Source organism: Tardiphaga sp. 813_E8_N1_3 (assembly GCF_051811025.1).
In the GTDB taxonomy this organism is placed as follows: Bacteria; Pseudomonadota; Alphaproteobacteria; order Rhizobiales; family Xanthobacteraceae; genus Tardiphaga.
Map to the genome: position 1 here is coordinate 3,856,920 of NZ_JBPWQE010000001.1, position 19,076 is coordinate 3,875,995.

General features: G+C 62.3%; 16 protein-coding genes. 14 read left to right on the forward strand and 2 right to left on the reverse strand.

Features of this window, described 5'->3' with window-relative positions; genetic code table 11:
• The first annotated feature begins 17 nt into the window (after nt 1–17).
• The 13 genes from pqqC (at nt 18) to AB8A33_RS18345 (ending at nt 12,957) form a co-directional block, all read left to right on the forward strand.
• Nucleotides 18–770: a pyrroloquinoline-quinone synthase PqqC gene (pqqC, locus tag AB8A33_RS18285; RefSeq protein ID WP_439095971.1), complete on the forward strand. Its 753-nt coding sequence runs from the start codon at nt 18–20 to the stop codon at nt 768–770.
• Between the two features lie 10 nt (nt 771–780).
• Nucleotides 781–1,101 carry a pyrroloquinoline quinone biosynthesis peptide chaperone PqqD gene (gene pqqD, locus AB8A33_RS18290; RefSeq protein ID WP_439094023.1) on the forward strand — a complete coding sequence of 107 codons (321 nt, stop codon included), beginning with the start codon at nt 781–783 and terminating at the stop codon, nt 1,099–1,101.
• A complete protein-coding gene (gene pqqE, locus AB8A33_RS18295) occupies nt 1,098–2,312 on the forward strand; it encodes a pyrroloquinoline quinone biosynthesis protein PqqE (protein WP_439094024.1) in 1,215 nt (404 codons plus the stop codon). The genes pqqD and pqqE overlap by 4 nt, the downstream gene beginning before the upstream one ends.
• Nucleotides 2,302–3,279 carry a prolyl aminopeptidase gene (gene pip / locus AB8A33_RS18300; RefSeq protein ID WP_439094025.1) on the forward strand — a complete coding sequence of 326 codons (978 nt, stop codon included), beginning with the start codon at nt 2,302–2,304 and terminating at the stop codon, nt 3,277–3,279. Before pqqE ends, pip begins: the two co-directional genes overlap by 11 nt.
• A gap of 10 nt (nt 3,280–3,289) precedes the next feature.
• Entirely contained in the window at nt 3,290–3,958 is a 669-nt protein-coding gene (locus tag AB8A33_RS18305) for a hypothetical protein (RefSeq protein ID WP_439094026.1), read from the forward strand.
• A gap of 88 nt (nt 3,959–4,046) precedes the next feature.
• Complete coding sequence (locus AB8A33_RS18310) at nt 4,047–4,679, forward strand: hypothetical protein (protein ID WP_439094027.1); 633 nt, start codon at nt 4,047–4,049, stop codon at nt 4,677–4,679.
• 29 nt (nt 4,680–4,708) lie between these two features.
• Nucleotides 4,709–5,161 (forward strand): DsrE family protein, encoded by a 453-nt coding sequence (locus AB8A33_RS18315; protein ID WP_439094028.1) that lies wholly within the window; start codon nt 4,709–4,711, stop codon nt 5,159–5,161.
• 217 nt (nt 5,162–5,378) lie between these two features.
• Nucleotides 5,379–8,231 (forward strand): bifunctional transaldolase/phosoglucose isomerase, encoded by a 2,853-nt coding sequence (locus AB8A33_RS18320; RefSeq protein ID WP_439094029.1) that lies wholly within the window; start codon nt 5,379–5,381, stop codon nt 8,229–8,231.
• Nucleotides 8,232–8,295: 64 nt separating this feature from the next.
• Entirely contained in the window at nt 8,296–9,324 is a 1,029-nt protein-coding gene (gene gnd, locus AB8A33_RS18325) for a phosphogluconate dehydrogenase (NAD(+)-dependent, decarboxylating) (RefSeq protein ID WP_439094030.1), read from the forward strand.
• Nucleotides 9,325–9,329: 5 nt separating this feature from the next.
• Nucleotides 9,330–10,853, forward strand: a complete 1,524-nt coding sequence (gene zwf, locus AB8A33_RS18330; RefSeq protein WP_439094031.1) for a glucose-6-phosphate dehydrogenase — start codon at nt 9,330–9,332, stop codon at nt 10,851–10,853.
• A gap of 4 nt (nt 10,854–10,857) precedes the next feature.
• Nucleotides 10,858–11,598 carry a 6-phosphogluconolactonase gene (pgl, locus tag AB8A33_RS18335; RefSeq protein WP_439094032.1) on the forward strand — a complete coding sequence of 247 codons (741 nt, stop codon included), beginning with the start codon at nt 10,858–10,860 and terminating at the stop codon, nt 11,596–11,598.
• Between the two features lie 55 nt (nt 11,599–11,653).
• On the forward strand, nt 11,654–12,133 hold the full coding sequence (locus tag AB8A33_RS18340) for a gluconokinase (RefSeq protein WP_439095972.1): 480 nt from the start codon (nt 11,654–11,656) through the stop codon (nt 12,131–12,133).
• An 11-nt stretch (nt 12,134–12,144) separates the two neighbouring features.
• Nucleotides 12,145–12,957 carry an HAD family hydrolase gene (locus tag AB8A33_RS18345; RefSeq protein ID WP_439094033.1) on the forward strand — a complete coding sequence of 271 codons (813 nt, stop codon included), beginning with the start codon at nt 12,145–12,147 and terminating at the stop codon, nt 12,955–12,957.
• A 179-nt stretch (nt 12,958–13,136) separates the two neighbouring features.
• Here AB8A33_RS18345 and AB8A33_RS18350 read toward each other — a convergent pair whose 3' ends face one another.
• Nucleotides 13,137–14,936 carry a glycoside hydrolase family 15 protein gene (locus AB8A33_RS18350; RefSeq protein ID WP_439094034.1) on the reverse strand — a complete coding sequence of 600 codons (1,800 nt, stop codon included), beginning with the start codon at nt 14,934–14,936 and terminating at the stop codon, nt 13,137–13,139.
• A gap of 24 nt (nt 14,937–14,960) precedes the next feature.
• On the reverse strand, nt 14,961–16,913 hold the full coding sequence (malQ, locus tag AB8A33_RS18355; RefSeq protein ID WP_439094035.1) for a 4-alpha-glucanotransferase: 1,953 nt from the start codon (nt 16,911–16,913) through the stop codon (nt 14,961–14,963).
• 198 nt (nt 16,914–17,111) lie between these two features.
• On the opposite strand from malQ, the gene AB8A33_RS18360 reads away from it, so the two are divergent.
• A complete protein-coding gene (locus AB8A33_RS18360; protein WP_439094036.1) occupies nt 17,112–19,064 on the forward strand; it encodes an alpha-1,4-glucan--maltose-1-phosphate maltosyltransferase in 1,953 nt (650 codons plus the stop codon).
• The last annotated feature ends 12 nt before the right edge of the window (nt 19,065–19,076 follow it).

A 19,076-nucleotide genomic window follows, 5' to 3' on the forward strand; every position in this document is an offset into this window, starting at 1 on the left:
CGATCGGCGACAACGCCATTTCCGCCTATTCGATTTCGCCAGGGGTGCCGCTGGACAATGCCGCGCAACTCGAAGAGACGCTGCGTCATATCGGCGCGACGCGCTATCACAGCCTGCATCCGTTCCATAAGTTGCTGCATGGCGGCAAACTCAACAAGGGCCAGGTGCAGGCCTGGGCGCTGAACCGCTACTATTATCAGAGCACGATCCCCATCAAGGACGCCGTGGTGATCTCTCGTTTCCGCGACCGCGCGACGCGGCTGGAATGGCGACACCGCATCGAGGATCACGACGGTGATACCGGCGCAGAAGGCGGTATCGAGCGCTGGCTGAAGCTGACCGAAGGGCTTGGCCTCGATTCAGCCTATGTGGAATCCACCGAAGGCATCCTGCCGGCGACGCGTTTCGCCGTGGAGGCCTATGTGCATTTCGTGCGCGACAGAACGCCGCTCGAAGCCATCGCCTCGTCGCTGACGGAACTGTTCGCGCCCAACCTGCATGAAGAACGCATTTCCGGCATGCTAAAGCACTATGACTTCGTCAATCCGGACATCATGAGCTATTTCAGCCGCCGCCTGACCCAGGCGCCGCGCGATGCCGGCTTTGCGCTGGATTACGTCAAGCAGCACGCCACCACGCCGGCCGAGCGCCGCGCGGTTTGCAATGCACTGATCTTCAAGACCAATGTGTTGTGGGTGCAGCTCGATGCGCTGTATCATGCCTATGTCGATGGCCATGTGCCGCCGGGCGCGTTCGTCCCGGCAAAGTAAGAAGGCAACGATGACGGAGTTGCGCAGCAATCGTCGGATCAGCGTCAGCGAGGCCAGCAAGCCGATCTTGCCGCGCCACGCCAGGCTGAAGTTCGACGAGACGCGCCAGCGCTGGGTGATCCTGGCGCCGGAGCGCGTGCTGGCGCCGGACGATATTGCCGTTGAAATCCTGCAGCTTTGCGATGGCGAACGCAGCGTCGCCGATATCATCGATCTCCTGGTGGCCAAATATGCCGCGCCGCGCGACGCCATTGGCACCGATGTCATCGCCATGCTGCAGGACCTCGCCGACAAGGGCTTTCTCACGCAGGCGCGGGAGAAGACAGCATGAGCCCCACCCTCACCGACGCCAGCCCCGTCTTCACCGATCCCGCCGACAGTCTCGCGATCATGGAGCGCACGCGCTCGACCGCTGAGACCTTCGGCATTCCCCTCGCCGTGCTGGCCGAACTCACCCATCGCTGCCCGCTGCAATGTCCATATTGCTCCAATCCCGTGGAGCTCGATCGCGGCAGCACCGAGCTGACCACCGACGAATGGAAGAAGGTGCTGTCCGAGCTTGCCGAAATCGGCGTGCTGCAGATCCACTTCTCCGGCGGCGAGCCGACCGCGCGCAAGGACATCGTCGAGCTGGTGCAGCACGCGACGGATGTGGGCCTGTATTCCAATCTCATCACCTCGGCGGTGCTGCTGACGCGCGACAAGCTCTCCGCGCTCGCCGATGCCGGGCTATGCCATGTGCAGATCAGCTTCCAGGGCAATGAGCCCGTGGTGGCCGACCGCGTCGGCGGCTATCGCAATGGCCACGCGAAGAAGCTCGAAGTCGCCAAATGGACGCGCGAGCTCGATCTACCGCTGACCGTGAACGCGGTGATGCACCGGCAGAACCTGCATCAACTCGCCGACATCATCCAGATGGCCGTCGATCTCGATGCCGATCGGTTGGAAGTCGCCAATGTGCAGTATTACGGCTGGGCGCTGAAGAACCGCGCCGCGTTGATGCCGACGATCGACCAGATCGACGAGACCAGCCGCATCGTCGAGGATGCGCAGGTGCGCCTGAAGGGCATTCTCGATATCGACTATGTCGTCCCGGACTATTACGCGCTACGGCCGAAGAAGTGCATGGGCGGCTGGGGCCGTCAGTTCTTCAACATCTCTCCATCAGGCAAGATCCTGCCCTGCCATGCCGCGGAGACCATCACCGGGATGGAATTCGAATCCGTGCGCTCCAATCATTCGATCGCCTGGATCTGGCAGAACTCCGAAGCCTTCAACCGCTATCGCGGCACCGGCTGGATGCCCGAGCCGTGCCGGAGCTGCGAGTTCAAGGAAGTGGATTTCGGCGGCTGCCGCTGCCAGGCCTTCGCGCTGACCGGCGATGCCGGGAATACCGACCCCGCCTGCACGCTGTCGCCCCGGCACGAGGAGATCTTCAAACTGGCCGAGACGGAATCCACTGAGGGCCGCGACCGCTTCATCTATCGCAACTTCAACGGCGGCACGCTGGAGCCGGATGCGGACCACGTTCATGGCCGCTGATGTCCCCGCCCCGGTGAATGCGGACCTGTTTGCGCCGCTGACCTCGGAACATCTCGATGTCGGCGACGGCCACGCAATCCATGTGGAGAGCGTCGGCCGCAGGGATGGCATTGCCGCGGTCTATCTGCATGGCGGCCCCGGCTCCGGCTGCCAGCCCGATCACCGCCGGCTATTCGATCCGCAGCGCTTTCACACTGTTCTGTTCGACCAACGCGGCGCCGGCCGCAGCAAGCCCAGAGGCCTGCGCGAGGCGAATACGCTGCCGCATCTGATCGCGGACATGGAAACGATCCGACAGACATTCGGCTTCGACAAATGGCTCGTGGTCGGCGGCTCCTGGGGGGCGACGCTGGCGCTCGCCTATGCGCAGGCCCATCCGAACCGCGTAACCGGCATCGTGCTGCGCGCAACGTTTCTCGGGACGCGGGAAGAATTGCACGATGTCTTCAACACCATGCTGCCGCGGCATTATCCCGGCCTGCATGGAGATTTCCTGAGCGCGCTTCCCGAAACCGAGCGCGCCGATCCGCTGCCGAACTTCTATCGCCGCATTCTCGATGCCGATCCGGCCGTGCATGTCCCGGCAATCCGCGCCTGGGGCAGCACCGAAGCCATCCTGTCGGAAATCGCGCCGAAGCGCACGCGGCTCGACCGCGCTGAACTCGGCAACACGACAAGGCCGATGCCGGCGACACCGGCGATGGAAGCGCATTACTTCAAGCACGACTGCTTCATGCGGCCGCAGCAGCTCATGGAAGACGCCGGCAAACTTGCCGGCATTCCCGGCGTCATCATTCAGGGCCGTTACGACTTCCTCTGCCCGCCCGCGACATCGCACGCCCTGGCCACGCGCTGGCAGGATGCGGAGGTGCGCATTGTTGAAGGCGCCGGTCACAGCCTGTATGACCCCGGCATGCGCGATGCGGTGATGAAGGCCATCGCCGATGTCGCGTCGAAATTGAAATAGGACTTCTGGAATGCCGATCGCCGGAACTGGAATGCTGATGACGTCGATGGATATCGACGCCAGCCATGAGCAGGAATTCAACGCGTGGTACGACCGCGAGCATCTTGCCGAGCGCGTCGCCATCGAGGGCTTCAATGAGGCAAGGCGCTATGTGGCCGTGAACGCCAGGCCGAAATATCTCGGCCTGTATTCAACCGCGACATTCGACGTGCTGGACAGCGACGCCTATCGCACGGCGCTGGCGAACCAGACCAAGTGGTCGCTGACCAATATCGGCCGCTTCCAGAACATGCTGCGTTCGGTGGCGCGGATCACCATCAGTCGCGGTCAGGGCCGCGGCGCGGCGCTGGGACTGGTGCGCATCCGGCCGCCCGCCGAAGGCGCTGACAAACTGCGCAGCGCCATCGAAGCGCAGCTCGATCCTGGCGATATCAACGGCATCATCTCGATGCATCTGATGGAGAGCGATCCCCGGCTGTCGAAGCCGCTGACCGACGATCCTGCCGCGCCCAATCCTGCGGCGCGCGACTGGTATGTCATGATCGACGGCACCGATGTGGATGCGGTGGCTGCGACCATGAAGGGACGCTTCGATGCGGCCATCACAGCGGCGTTGGCGGAGCTGATCTCCGAGGGGACCTACCGGCTGATGTGGGATCTGGCGAAGAGCGATCTTTGAGCGCCGATCTCCGATTGAACGCATGGTACCGCTGCCGCGACCAAGGTGAACTGGCCCGCAACGGGTCGCCTCACCTTGCGAGACGTCGATGACCAACCGTGTGCTGTCCCTTTTTGCTCTCACCGCCGCTCTGATCGTCGGCAGCCCGCTGGCTCACGCCGAGGACGAGCCGGCCAAGGTCGATGCGGTGAAGGCAGCCGAATTCAACAAGCGCATGTTTGCCGGCCCACTGGGTCCGAAGCTGACCTATGCCTGCTTCGTCCGGCGCTATGACGCCGAGCATCTGGCACGGCATCCCAAACAGAAGGTCAGCACCATGAAGCTGCTGGTCGTCGCCGGACATCCGCCCGAGGAAAGCTACACGCCCTACTCGTTCCGGCTCGGATTCAAATATCGCCATCGAAAAGGCGACTGGGATTCCAGCGGCTCTTGCGGCCAGATCCAGGATGCCGACAAGGGCCAGGAAGTGAAATTCGAATGTAGCGTCGATTGCGATGGCGGCGGCATTGCGATCGGCCTGGCCAAAGGAAACGACGCGACGCTGGTCCGGGTCGAGCGGGTCCGCATCTGGCAGAACAGCAAACCCGACGAAGAACCCGGCACCGACGCGCTCACCGGCGGCGAGGACGACAAGATTTTCCGGCTCGATCGCACGGACCTGAAGGAATGTGAATCGTTGATCACGGACCGCAAGGAACTCGCAGCGATGCGCAGCAAGTGAGCGCGATTGACGCCAAATCGGAGCGAACCATGAATCGACGCAGCCTATTGTGGACCGCCCTGTCGTCAATCGGCGCGGGACTGGTATCCTCGCAGGCCAGCGCGGCAGCGACTGACGCGAATCCGCCCGCCAAGCTCAAGGTCGTCTATCATCTCGCCGATGCCGACAGGGTGAATTTCGCCCTCGGCAATATCCAGAACCACTTCGATGGCGTCGGCGGCCCCGACAAAGTTACCATCGCGCTGATCGTGCTTGGCCCGGCGCTGAAATCATTCGCGCTGGCCTCGACCAATCCTGACATTACCGCGCGGATCGGTAAATTCGCCAAGGCCGGCCTGCAACTGGCCGCCTGCAGCAACACCATGAAGGCGCAGGATGTGACGCTGGACGGCCTGCTGCCGGGCTTCACCATCGCCGACCGCGGCGGCGTGGTCCGGATCGCGGAGCTGCAGTCGCAGGGGTATCTCTACATTCGTCCGTGAGCCCCTCCCAGCGCATCAAACCGACGCACAAAATTTACACAATCGTCATTTCACGCACCGTTCCGGCCAAACACGGAATTGCGATCCGGCTCCCGCGGCCAGAATGGAACCGTTCGGCTTGCCATGCGTAGGGGTTTGGGGCGATCATTGGAACCGGGCCGCGGAACGTTTCGCGCGGCGATCGGCCTTTTGATAATTGTAAGCAGAACAAGGCATCATGAATCCCGTCAAAGCACTCGAATCCCATGGTCAGGCCGTCTGGCTGGACTTCCTCGCCCGCGGCTTCGTCGCCAAAGGCGACCTCAAGAAGCTGATCGACACCGACGCCGTGAAAGGCGTGACGTCGAACCCGGCGATCTTCGAGAAGGCGATTGGAAGTTCGGACGAATATGACGCCCCGATTGCCGAGGCGCTGAAGTCCGGCGACAAGTCGCCGGCCGACCTGTTCGAGCACATCGCCGTCGAGGACATCCAGCACGCCGCCGATGTGCTGAAGCCGGTTTACGACAAGATGAAGGGCGACGATGGCTTCGTCAGCCTGGAAGTGTCGCCCTATCTCGCAAATGACACCAAGGGCACGATCATTGAGGCGGAGCGCCTGTGGGCGAGCGTCAAGCGCCCGAACCTGATGGTGAAGGTGCCGGCGACGCCGGAGGGTCTGCCCGCGATCCAGCAACTGATCGGCGAAGGCATCAGCATCAATGTGACACTGCTGTTCGCGCAGAAGACTTATATCGAGGTCGCCGAGGCCTATCTCAACGGTCTGGAAAAATACGTCGCCGGGGGCGGTGATCCCTCCCATGTGGCCAGCGTCGCCTCGTTCTTCGTCAGCCGCATCGATGCGCAGGTCGACAAGCAGCTCGACGACAAAATCGCTAGGGCGAATGATCCCTCGGAGAAGGCGCGGCTCAAGGACCTCAAGGGCAAGGTCGCCATCGCTAATGCGAAACTCGCCTATCAGGAATATCTGAAACTGTTCGCCGGCCCGCGCTGGGAGAAGCTGAAGGCCAAAGGCGCCAAACCGCAGCGCCTGCTCTGGGCGTCCACCGGCGTGAAGAGCAAGGATTATCGCGACACGCTCTATGTGGAAGAACTGATCGGCAAGAACACGGTCAACACCGTGCCACCCGCCACGCTGGACGCCTTCCGCGACCACGGCGAAGTGCGTGACAGCCTCGAAGAGAATGTCGAGGATGCGAAGAAGGTGCTGGCCGATCTCGCCAAGACCGGCATCTCGCTCGACGCGATCACGACGCATCTTGTTGAGGACGGCGTCAAGCTGTTCGCCGACGCCGCCGACAAGCTGTACGGCGCGGTGGCGCACAAGCGCGCGACGTCGCTGGGTAACGGGATCGGATCGCAGAAGCTCGCGCTCGGCGACGGCATCACGAAGAAGGTCGCAACCTCAACCGAAGAGTGGCGCGGTTCGGCAAAAATCCGCCGGCTCTGGCACAAGGACAAATCGGTCTGGACCGGCGCCGACGAAGACAAGTGGCTGGGCTGGCTGAACAGCGCTTTTGCCGAAAAGGCCAAGCTTGCTGATTATGCCGACTTCGCCAAGTGGGTGAAAGCACAAGGGTTCACTGACGCCGTGGTGCTCGGCATGGGCGGCTCGAGCCTTGGGCCGGAAGTGCTTGCGCAGACCTTTGCGGAGGTCTCGGGCTTCCCGAAACTGCATGTGCTGGATTCCACCGATCCGGCGCAGGTGGCGGCCATGGGCAAAGCCGTGAAGATCGCCTCGACGCTCTTCATCGTCTCCAGCAAATCCGGCGGCACCACCGAGCCGAATGTGATGAAGAACTATTTCTTCGACGAAGTGACCAAGGCGGTGGGCGCCGACAAGGCTGGCTCGCATTTCGTCGCCGTGACCGATCCCGGCTCATCGCTGGAGAAGGTCGCCAAGACGCAAAAGTTTGCGCGCATCTTCCATGGCGATCCGACCATCGGCGGCCGCTACTCGGTGCTGTCGCCGTTCGGGCTCGTGCCGGCCGCTGCCGCAGGCGTCGATCTCGCCAAACTGCTGGATCTCACGCTGTCGATGGTCCGCTCCTGCGGACCCGACGTGCCGCCCGCTGAAAATCCCGGCGTGCAGCTCGGCCTCGCGATGGGCAATGCAGGTCTGGACGGCCGCGACAAGGTCACCATCCTCTCATCGAAGAAGATCGCCGATTTCGGCGCATGGGCCGAACAGCTCATCGCAGAATCTACCGGCAAGGACGGCAAAGGCCTGATCCCCATTGACGGCGAGACGCTGGGCGAGCCCTCCGTCTATGGCACCGATCGCTTCTTCATCGACCTGCGTACATCGGGCGAAGACGACAAGGCCCATGACGACAAGCTCGCGGCACTAGAGAAAGCCGGTCATCCCGTCGCGCGCATCGTGATGCCGTCCATCGACCATCTCGGCCAGGAATTCTTCCGGTTCGAGATCGCGACAGCCGTTGCCGGCTCCATACTCGGCATCAATCCGTTCAACCAGCCGGATGTGGAAGCCGCCAAGATCAAGACACGCGAGCTGACGGAAGCCTTCGAGAAGACTGGTTCGCTGCCGCCGGAGACGCCGGTGGTGTCGTCGAAAGACGCCGATCTCTATACGGACGACAGCAATGCCGAACTGCTGAAGAAGGCCGGCGCCGATGGCGATCTGACGTCGTGGCTGAAGGCGCATTTCCGCCGTGTCACGCCGGGCGATTACGTCGCCCTGCTCGCTTATGTCGAACGCGACGGCGCCCATATCGACACGCTGCAGCAGATGCGGATGGCGGTGCGCGACAAGAAGAAGGTCGCGACCTGCGCCGAATTTGGCCCCCGCTTCCTGCATTCCACCGGTCAGGCCTACAAAGGCGGCCCGGATACCGGCGTGTTCCTGCAGATCACCGCGGATGACGCCAAGGATCTCGCAATCCCGGATTACCGTGCCTCGTTCGGTGTCATCAAGGCGGCACAGGCACGTGGTGATTTCGGCGTGCTGACCGATCGCAACCGCCGCGCGTTGCGCGTCCATCTCAAGGGTGATCTCAAGACCGGACTTGCTGTTCTCGACAAGGCGATTACTGCCGCATTGAACTAAACGACGATCCGCATGGCCCGGACATTGCTTCGGGTCATGCGCAATCAATAAAGGACATCACACAATGCAGCTCGGCATGATCGGTCTCGGCCGAATGGGCGGAAATATTGTCCGCCGCCTGATGAAGAACGGCCACACTGCGGTGGTCTATGACAAGGACGCGAAAGCCGTCAGCGGCCTCGCCTCCGAAGGCGCCACCGGCGGATCGTCGCTGGAAGACTTCGTCAAGAAGCTCGACAAGCCCCGCGCGGTCTGGGTGATGCTCCCTGCTGGCAAGATCACCGAAACCACCATCGATGCGCTGACCAGGCTGCTGGAGCCCGGCGACACCATCATCGATGGCGGCAACACCTTCTGGCAGGACGATGTCCGCCGCGGCCAGGCACTGAAGGAGAAGGGGCTGTATTACATCGACGTCGGCACTTCCGGCGGCGTCTGGGGCATCGATCGTGGCTACTGCATGATGATCGGCGGCGACAAGACCGTGGTCGATCGCCTCGATCCGATCTTCAAGACATTGGCGCCGGGCATCGGCGACATCCCGCGCACGCCGGGCCGCGACAACAGCGATCCGCGCATCGAGAACGGCTATATCCATGCCGGCCCGGTCGGCGCTGGACACTTCGTCAAGATGGTTCATAACGGCATCGAATACGGATTGATGCAGGCCTATGCCGAAGGCTTCGACATCATGAAGAATGCCAATATCGAGGCACTGCCGGAAGCGCATCGCTTCGATTTGAATTTGCCTGACATCGCCGAAGTGTGGCGCCGCGGCAGCGTAATCCCGTCATGGCTGCTTGATCTCACCTCCATGGCGCTCGCCAAGAACGAGACGCTCGATACTTACTCAGGCTTCGTCGAGGATTCCGGCGAAGGCCGCTGGACGGTGAATGCCGCCATCGACGAGGCTGTACCCGCCGAGGTTCTGACGGCGGCGCTGTTTGCGCGGTTTCGGTCGCGCAAGGAGCACACATTTGCAGAGAAGATTCTATCCGCGATGCGCGCCGGTTTCGGCGGCCACAAAGAGCCCGATCAGCATCCGGATCCAAAACGGCAGGACGCGCCTGATATCATCAAACCAAAGGCGTAGCCCGCATGACCGAGATACAAGCTCCAGGCCTTGCCAAATCCAAGAAGCCAGACCCTTGCGCATTCGTGATCTTCGGCGTCACCGGCGATCTCGCCCACCGTCTGGTCATCGCGGCGCTGTATAACCTGCAGGCGGCCGATCTTCTGCCCGAGAAATTCTGCGTCGTCGGCATCGCCCGCAAGGACATGACCAGTGCCGAACTCCGCGACGACCTGATGAAGGGCCTGAAGCAATATGCGACGCGTCCGGTCGACGACGCCATCGCGCAGAAACTGCTCAATTGCGTCACCTGCATCGAGGCCGATCCGGGCGAGCCGGAATCCTTCGATCGCATGCGCGAACAGCTCGACAAACTCGAGGAAGCGCGCGGCACCGGCGGCAATCGCCTGTTCTATCTGGCAACGCCGCCTTCGGCCTTCGCGCCGATCGCGCGCCAGCTCGGCCGCACCGGCATGCTGAAGGAAAACGACTGTTGGCGTCGCCTCGTGGTCGAGAAGCCGTTCGGCACCGACCTCGCCTCCGCCAAGGCGCTGAACAATGAACTGCTCGGCCTGATGAACGAGCAGCAGATCTACCGGATCGATCACTATCTCGGCAAGGAGACGGTGCAGAACATCCTGGTGCTGCGCTTTGCCAATGGCATGTTCGAGCCGATCTGGAATCGCAACCATATCGATCACGTGCAGATCACCGTGGATGAGAAAATCGGCGTCGGCCATCGCGGCTCGTTCTACGACGCCACCGGCGCGCTGCGCGACATGGTGCCAAACCATCTGTTCCAGCTGCTGTCGCTGGTGGCCATGGAGCCGCCCGCGCGTTTCGAGGCAAACGCGGTCCGCTCCGAGAAGGCTGACGTTCTCGCTGCCATCACCACGCAGACCGAAGAGGAAGCGCTGAAGAATTCGGTACGCGCGCAATATGTCACCGGCCATGTGGGCGACGACGATATCGGCGACTATCTCAAGACGAAAGACGTCAAGGAAGGCAGTACCACCGAAACCTATGCAGCGATGAAGCTGTCGATCGACAACTGGCGCTGGGCCGGCGTGCCGTTTTATCTGCGCACCGGCAAGGCACTCGGCATCAAGCGCACCGAAGTAGCGATCAAGTTCAAGCAGGCGCCATTTGCCATGTTCCGCGACATGTCGGTGGAAAGTCTCGCGGAGAATTTCCTTGTTATCGCGGTGGAGCCGAACGAAGGCATCTCGCTGAAGTTCAACACCAAGGTACCCGGCCCTGCCGTAGAGATCGACGGCGTCGAGATGAAGTTCCGCTACAAGGACTACTTCCAGGCCGCGCCGGCGACGGGCTACGAGACGCTGATCTACGACTGCATGATCGGCGACAACATCCTGTTCCAGCGCGCCGACAGCGTGGAAGCCGGCTGGCGCGCCGTGCAGCCGTTCCTCGATGCCTGGAAGAAGGCCGGCAAGGATGGGCTGAAGACCTACAACGCCGGCAGCGAAGGTCCCGAAGAAGCCAACGACCTGCTCAAGCGCGACGGTCGTAGCTGGCGCGTGCTGAGCTGACGCGATGACAGCGCCCAATCGCCATATCGTCGTGGTCGAGGATGCCGTGGCCCTCGCCGAAGCCGCGGCCGAACGTCTCGTCGAGCGCATCGAGGCCAATCCCGGCCGCATCGCCATCTGCATGACCGGCGGATCGAGCCCGAAGCGTCTCTATGAGCTGCTCGCTACCGAGCCCTATCGGAGCGAAATCCCGTGGGATCGCGTGCACTGGTTCATCGGCGACGACCGCTTCGTGCCGTCCGGCGATCCCAACAACAATATGACAATGGCGCGGACGGCATTTCTCGACGCCTGCGCGCCACTCGACAACGTGCACCCGATCAAGACCGATGCAGCAAGCCCGGATGACGCGGCGGCGCTCTATGCACGCGAGCTGCAGTCTTTCTACGGCAGCGACAAGCTCGATAAAGCCAAACCGCTGTTCGATCTGGTGTTGCTCGGCGTCGGCCCTGACGGCCACGTGGCATCGTTGTTTCCCGGCTATCCCGCCATCGAGATCAAGGACCGTTGGGTGGTCGGCGTGCCCGAAGCCCATGTAAAGCCGTTCGTGCCGCGCGTCAGCCTGACGCTGCCGGCGCTGGCCTCATGCCGCGAGATGCTGTTCCTGATGAGCGGCGAGGACAAGCGCGGAATCCTGACGCGCGTGCTGAAGGGCGAGGATCTGCCCGCCAATCGCGCGCGGTCGGACGGCGAAACCGTGTGGCTGTGCGACAAGGCCGCCCTGCCGGACGACGCGCGTGGCTGACACCGTGCCCAAGATTCTGGCACCCAAGACTCTGCCACCCAAGGCTCTGGTGGTGATGGGCGTGTCGAGCTCGGGTAAGAGTTCGATCGGAAAGGCCCTGGCGGATCGTCTCGGCTGGCGCTTCGCTGATGGCGATGATTTTCATCCGCCGGCGAATGTCGAAAAGCAGCGCGCGGGCCAGCCACTCACCGACGAGGATCGCTGGCCCTGGCTGCAGAGCATTGCCGACGAAATCGACCGTGTCACCGCCGATGGCGGCAAGCTCGTCGTCGCCTGTTCTGCGCTCAGGCGCGTCTATCGCGATCTGCTGCTGCATGGCCGCGACGACATTCGCATCGTCTATCTCGACGGCTCCCAGGAGTTGATCGCCAAACGCATGGCGGCGCGAAAGAATCATTTCATGCCGCCGACGCTGCTCGACAGCCAGTTCAGGACGCTGGAAGTCCCCGGCCCCGATGAGCGCCCGATCGCGGTGTCCATCGACCACGATATCGATGGCATCGTGGATGCCATCATCAAGCAACTGCCGACCTGAAGGATCAGACCATGACCAAGATCGCTCTCGTGGTGTCCGACGTCGACGGTACGCTCGTCACCCACGACAAACGCCTCACCGACACCGCCAAGGCGGCCGTGAAGAAACTGGAAGACGCCGGCATCGGCTTCACCATCACGTCGAGCCGCCCGCCCGTCGGCATGCGCTTCCTGGTGAAGCCGCTGGGGATCACGCTGCCGATTGGCCCGTTCAACGGCAGCTCCATGGTGGACGGCGACCTCAATCCCATCGTGCAGCACCTGATCCCGGAAGCCGCCACCAAGCGCGCCATTGAAGTGCTGGAAGACCATGGCGTCGATATCTGGATTTTCACCAATGATGAATGGGTGATCAAGCGCGGCGACGGCAAATATGTGCCGCATGAGCGGGACACCATCCAGCATGAGGCCGTGATGGTCGACGACTTCTCGCCCTATCTCGCCAAGGCATGCAAGATCGTCGGTGCCAGCTCCGACTTTCCGCTGCTGGAACGCTGCGAGGGCGTCATGCAGAAGGCGCTGGGCGATACGGCTGTCGCGGTACGCTCGCAGAACTATTATCTCGACATCACGCCGCCCAATCAGAACAAGGGCACCTTCGTGCAAGCGATGGCGCAGCGGCTGGGCATTCCGTTGTCGGCGATCGCGACGGTCGGCGATATGCGCAACGATCTGCCGATGTTCAAGGTGTCGGGCATGTCGATTGCCATGGGCAATGCGAGCGACGACGTGAAATCGCAGGCGACGGATGTGACGACGTCGAATGAGGAGGAAGGCTTTGCGGGCGCGGTGGAGATGATTTTGAAAAGGAATGCGGCTGGTTAGAACGCCGGCGCTGATGGCCTCCCTCCCCCTTGCGGGGAGGGTCGGCCGAGCGAAGCGGAGGCCGGGGTGGGGGTGCCACAAGCGACGCTCTCGCGTGGGCACCCCCACCCGACCGGCCTTACGGCCGGCCACCCTCCCCGCAAGGGGGAGGGATAAGAACACCGCTTCGCCTCCGAGAGCTACTTCGCCCGCTCCACCTTCTTCTCCTGCGAACGCTTAGCGCTCGCCAGATTATGCGCCACGGCGATCAGCGCGATATGGGTCAGCGCCTGCGGGAAGTTGCCGGTCTGGCGTTTGACGCCGCTGTCATATTCTTCCGCCAGCAGGCCGACATCATTGGCGATCGCAACGACGCGATTGAACAGTTCTTCCGCCTTGGCGATCTCGCCCATCTTGATATAGGCCTCGGCCAACCACAGGCTGCAGGCGAGAAACGCGCCCTCGGCGGGCTGCACCTCGCCGGTGACCGCGCGCGGATCGTGGCGCAGCACGAAGCCGTCACGTATCAGATATTTCTCGACCGCCGCGATCGTGCCCTTCACGCGAGGATCGTCGGCCGGAAGAAAACCCAGAGCCGGCAGCAACAGGATGGCGCCGTCGAGCACGTCCGAGCCATAGGATTCCACGAAGGTGTTTTCGCGGGGATCGAACCCCTTCTCGCAGACGTCGCGATGAATCTCCTTGCGCAGCTCCTTCCATTTGTCGACGGGGCCTTTGAGATTAAAGGTCTCGGCGCTCTTGATGGCGCGGTCGAACGCAACCCAGCAGCCGACTTTCGAGAGCACATAGTGCTTGCCGGGGCCGCGGAGCTCCCAGATGCCGTGATCGGGCTTGTTCCAGACCGAGGCGAGATGTTCGAGAATCGCGCATTCGACCGCCCAGGTGTCGCCATCGAGTTCTAGTTTGGCGACGCGGGTCTGATGGAAGGCATCGATCAGTTCGCCATAGACATCGAGCTGCAATTGCGCATGCGCGGCATTGCCGACGCGCACCGGCAGCGCGCCGCCATAGCCGGGCAACCAGTCGGCCTCCCATTCGAGCAGGCGGCGCTGGCCCATGATGCCGTACATGATCTGCATCTCGGCCGGTGCGCCGGCGACGGCGCGCAGCAGCCAGCGATGCCAGGCGCGCGCCTCATCCGTGTAGCCGCTGTTCATCAGCACCAGCAGCGTGAGGGTCGCATCGCGCAGCCAGCAGAAGCGATAGTCCCAGTTTCTGGAGCCACCGAGCTTTTCGGGCAACGACGTGGTCGGCGCCGCGACAATGCCGCCGGACGGCGCATAGATCAGCGCCTTCAGCGTAATCAGAGAGCGCATCACGAGATCGCGGTGTTCGCCCTTGTAGGTGCAGCGGCTGCTCCATTCCTTCCAGAACTCCTCGGTGTCCTTCAGCGCCTCGTCGACATTGATCGACGCAGGCACTTTCAGATGCGACGGTCCATAGGTCAGCACGAAGGGGATGCTGTCGCCCTGTTTGACTTCGAATTTCGCGACGGTCGTGAGGTTCTCGCCATGGGTCTCGACGGGCGTGTGCAGCACGGTCATGTCGGGCCCGCAAATCGCCAGCACCGCGCCATCCTTGTCGCGCTTCACCCACGGGATGGCCGCGCCGAATCCGAAGCGGATGATCAGCTCCATGCGGACCGTCACCGTGCCGCGATCGCCGCGGACCATGCGCACCACATCGGAGGCGGCGCCGCGCGGCGGCATGAAGTCGATCAGCGTGATGGCGCCGTCGTCGGTCTCCAGCGTGGTTTCCAGAATGAGGGAGTCGCCGCGATAGCGCCGTTTGCATGTCTTGATCGGAGCGTCGGGCGTGATTTGCCAGCGGCCGTGATCCTTGGTGCCGAGCAGTGCGGTAAAGCAGGCGTCGGAATCGAAAGCCGGCCAGCACAGCCAGTCGATCGATCCGTTGCGGTTGACGAGAGCGGCGGTCTCACAATCGCCGATCAGCGCGTAATCTTCGATATTGCTGTACAATGTCTTTCCGCCACCTGACAAAATTTACGTCAATGCGGACAAACTCCTGTCCGCGGTTGCAATGTGCAGCGCGTCACGATCGATCGACGTGGCCATCGTCTCCACCGTGGCCGGCAGCCGCTGCCGCCAGTTCGGATGTTCATTGATGGTGCCGGGAATATTCGGCTGATCGATCACACCCAACAGGTCTTCCAACGCGACGGCCAGCAAACGGGTCCGCGTGCACGCGAGAAAGTGAGCGACGGCGTAGAAGTCTTCGGTATTGATGCCCTGCGCTCGCAGCGCCTCGCCGAGCATCTGCAGCGCGTAACGGCGGGCATCGTCGCTTTCGCCGGGATCAATGCCCAGCGAGCGCTTCAGCTGCAGATCGTGCAGGCTACGCCAGCCGGCATAGGTCGGCAGATCGTGGGTGTTGAAGGTCACCAGCGCATTCGGTGCGTAATAATCCACACCCCTGAACGCATAGCGCTCGTCGCGCTCGAACATCATCACCAGATACGACCAGATGCCCCAGGATGCGAGATGATCGCGGAAGCCGTCCGGCACGGTACCTAGGTCCTCACCGATCACCACGCAGCGATTGGCGACGCTCTCCTGCGCCGTCACGGCCAGCAGTGCTTCCAGCGGCATCTTCACATAGGCGCCGTTGTCGGCGTCATAGCCATGCGGCACGACGTAGAGACGGTTGAGACCAAGCACGTGATCGAGCCTGATAGCACCGGCATAGCGCATCGAGGCACGCAGCATGTCCTTGAACGGCGCGAAGCCCTGCACTTCCAGCCCCGCGGCATTGAAGCCCGCGAGACCCCAGTTCTGCCCGGCGGGCTGCAGCGCATCGGGCGGCGCACCGACGGAGAGATGACGCGAGATCGCGATCTGCTCGTTCCAGGCATCGAAGCCGCCGGACTGCACGCCGACCGCGACATCGAGATAGAGGCCGACGGGCATGCCGAGCTTCGTGGTCAGATCGAAACACGCCTTGAGCTGCAGGTCGGCATTCCACTGCACATATTCGATATAAGCGACTTCCTTGCCGTCCGGCCCGGCGCGGAAAGCTTCGCAGGTCGCGTCATCAGGCAACAGCCATTCCGACGGCCAGTCCCACCACGCGGTCTGATGCTGATGGCGCAGCACTTCGAAACAGGCAAAGCGCGTCAGCAGCGGCGCGCGTTCGGCGCGGAAGGCGGCAAAGGCCTTCTGACGCTCGGAGGTCGGATCGGCATAAAATGTCTCAAAGCCGGCACGCATCGCTGTCGACTTGACCGCGGCGATATCGACATAGTCGACGAACTTGCTGGCGCGCATCTCAGCCAGCGTGTCGCCACTATCGTTCGCCGCATATTCGGGCAGCGCCTCAACGTCGATATAAAGCGGATTGAGAAACAGCCGGCTGTTCGGCGAATAAGGACTGCATTCGGCCGGCCGGTCATCGAACAGCGCATGCAGCGGATTGAGGCCGACACCGCCAGCGCCGAAACTCGCGGCCAGTCTGATCAGGCCCTGCAGATCGGTGAAGTCGCCAATCCCCCAATTGCGCTCCGAGCGCACACCATAGAGCTGCACGGCGACGATCCACGAGCGATCGAAGGTGCCGGGAAATGCCTTGGATGGCGCCACGATGAAGGGCGCTTCGTCCGGGAAGTTTCTGGCGTCGACCAGTCTGAGCTTGTGCACGCCGACCGGCAGATCGCGCGGCCAGGTGATCTCGCGCGCCTCCGTCGTTCCCTCGGCGATAACCTTAACCCCGTCGAGAATTTTCCAGCTCAGGGGAAACGTGGCAGCCTCATTGAGGATCGTGCGGGCGCCCTCGCCGGCCCGGACCACGACCGGGCTCTCTACGAAACGATGCGGCGTGCGCACCGGCATGGCGTCCAGAATGATCTTCAGGGCGGCTTCGCTGGTGGTGTGCCACTGACCCTGACCGTCATGAAAACCGGTCTGGATTCCGAGTTCGGCAGCTTTGGTGAAAAGGTCCATTCGGCACGCTGTTTGCAGAGCAACAATCGAAAGTTGCTGGGAAATTTCTGAATTTGCGGAAGAGGATAGCCGATTTCAACGCGTCGATCTAAGCTGGGTTCCATCGGGAACCAAACCCCTGTCACGGGGCTTTGTATATGATCGCACCGTCTCTTTTTGAAAAATCGAACAGGGACGACACCTCATGATGGCATCACCGTGAACAGAACATCCCAAATCGTGGACACCGCCGGTATCGGCGGGGCTTTCCATATCGAAAACATCTATCCGATCATCGACGCTGGCCGCTTCCCGGTCAAACGCATCGTGGGCGAACCTGTGGCTGTCTATGCCGACCTGTACCGCGATGGTCACGAGATCATCGCCGCGGCCATTGTCTGGCGCCGCGAACAGGACCGCGAGTGGAATCGGGTCCCGATGACGCTGGAAGTGAACGACCGCTGGGGCGGTTCATTCATCCCCGATGGCATCGGACGCTATGTGTATGCGATCGAGGCCTGGACCGATGAATTCGCGACCTGGCGCCACGGCTTCGAGCTGAAGTTGAAGGCCGGACAGGATGTCACGCTGGATGCGCTGGAAGGCGCCGGCCTGATGACCAAGGCGCAGAATGGCGGGCCCGAGGCTTCGGCGCTCATCGTCAAGCAATGCGAGAATTTTCTGCAGACCGGCGACAATGAGCCGCTGCTGTCACCTGAACTGCGCACCGCCATGGCCGAAGCGCAATTGCGCCCGGACCTGACGCGCTCGCCGCTGCTGCCGCTGATGATCGACCGTAAGCGCGCCCGCAACGGCGCGTGGTACGAAATGGTGCCGCGCAGCCAGAGCACGGTGCCGGGCCAGCACGGCACGTTCCGCGATTGTATCGCGCGCCTGCCCGACGTGCAGGCCATGGGCTTCGACGTGCTGTATTTCACGCCGATCCATCCCATCGGCAAGACCAACCGCAAGGGCAAGAACAATTCGCTGACCTCCGAGCCCGGCGATGTCGGCAGCCCCTATGCCATTGGCGGCGCCGAGGGCGGCCACGACGCGATCCATCCTGAACTTGGTACCATGGACGATTTCCATGCGCTGATCGCTGCGTGCAAGGAACACGGCCTGGAAGTGGCGATCGACGTCGCCGTGCAGTGCTCGCCGGATCACCCGTGGGTCAAGGAGCATCCGGACTGGTTCAAGCGCCGGCCGGACGGTTCGATGAAATATGCCGAGAACCCTCCGAAGAAATACGAAGACATCCACAATCCCGACTTCGACTGTGAAGATGCAGGATCCCTGTGGAACGCGCTCCGCGACATGCTGCTGTTCTGGTGCGATCAGGGAGTCAAGATTTTCCGCATAGACAATCCGCACACCAAGCCGCTGCGGTTCTGGGAATGGGTGATCCATGAGGTGCAGATCAGGCATCCGGACGCACTGTTTCTGGCGGAGGCCTTCACGCGTCCGAAGCTGATGAAGGGCCTCGCCAAGCTCGGCTTCTCGCAGAGCTACACTTATTTTACCTGGCGCACCGCGAAGTGGGAGATCGAGCAGTATCTCAACGAGCTATGCGGCTATCCCGAGCGCGAATTCTATCGCCCGAACTTCTTCGTCAACACGCCCGACATCCTGCCCTATCACCTGCAGTCCGGCGAAGCCTGGATGTTCAAGGCGCGGGTGGCACTGGCCGCCGCGCTGTCGTCGACCTATGGCATCTATAACGGTTTCGAATTGCTCGAACACGAGCCGATCCCGGGCAAGGAAGAATATCTGAACTCGGAGAAATACGAGATCAGGACCCGCGACTGGAACGCGCCGGGCAATATCAAGCCCTATATCACCGCACTGAACCATGCGCGCCGCGCCAATCCGGCGCTGCAGCAGACATCGAACCTGCGCTTCATGCCGGTCGAAAACGACAACATCATCGGCTTCGTCAAGGAGTCGGTGGATGGTACCAACACCGTTGCCGGCGCCATCGCGCTGTCGCGCGATCCTTATGAATTCTGGCTGCCGATCGACACGCAAGTCACGGTCGATGGCGAGAAGCGCAACGTTGCCGCCGTCGAAAACATCATCACCGGCGAGCGTCATGGCGTCGAATGGGGCGGCATCCGCTTGCACCTCGCCCCCCAGCGCGACCCCGCCGTCTTCTTCCGCTGCCTCGCCTGATCCTTGCCTGAA

Excerpts from the sequence above, each read along its gene's own strand:
- zwf (WP_439094031.1), top strand. The coding sequence starts at position 9,330 with ATGACCGAGATACAAGCTCCAGGCCTTGCCAAATCCAAGAAGCCAGAC.
- gnd (WP_439094030.1), top strand. The coding sequence starts at position 8,296 with ATGCAGCTCGGCATGATCGGTCTCGGCCGAATGGGCGGAAATATTGTC.
- AB8A33_RS18315 (WP_439094028.1), top strand. The coding sequence starts at position 4,709 with ATGAATCGACGCAGCCTATTGTGGACCGCCCTGTCGTCAATCGGCGCG.
- AB8A33_RS18310 (WP_439094027.1), top strand. The coding sequence starts at position 4,047 with ATGACCAACCGTGTGCTGTCCCTTTTTGCTCTCACCGCCGCTCTGATC.
- pgl (WP_439094032.1), top strand. The coding sequence starts at position 10,858 with ATGACAGCGCCCAATCGCCATATCGTCGTGGTCGAGGATGCCGTGGCC.
- AB8A33_RS18305 (WP_439094026.1), top strand. The coding sequence starts at position 3,290 with ATGCCGATCGCCGGAACTGGAATGCTGATGACGTCGATGGATATCGAC.
- pqqD (WP_439094023.1), top strand. The coding sequence starts at position 781 with ATGACGGAGTTGCGCAGCAATCGTCGGATCAGCGTCAGCGAGGCCAGC.
- malQ (WP_439094035.1), bottom strand. The coding sequence starts at position 16,913 with ATGGACCTTTTCACCAAAGCTGCCGAACTCGGAATCCAGACCGGTTTT.
- AB8A33_RS18340 (WP_439095972.1), top strand. The coding sequence starts at position 11,654 with ATGGGCGTGTCGAGCTCGGGTAAGAGTTCGATCGGAAAGGCCCTGGCG.
- AB8A33_RS18345 (WP_439094033.1), top strand. The coding sequence starts at position 12,145 with ATGACCAAGATCGCTCTCGTGGTGTCCGACGTCGACGGTACGCTCGTC.
- AB8A33_RS18320 (WP_439094029.1), top strand. The coding sequence starts at position 5,379 with ATGAATCCCGTCAAAGCACTCGAATCCCATGGTCAGGCCGTCTGGCTG.
- pip (WP_439094025.1), top strand. The coding sequence starts at position 2,302 with ATGGCCGCTGATGTCCCCGCCCCGGTGAATGCGGACCTGTTTGCGCCG.
- pqqE (WP_439094024.1), top strand. The coding sequence starts at position 1,098 with ATGAGCCCCACCCTCACCGACGCCAGCCCCGTCTTCACCGATCCCGCC.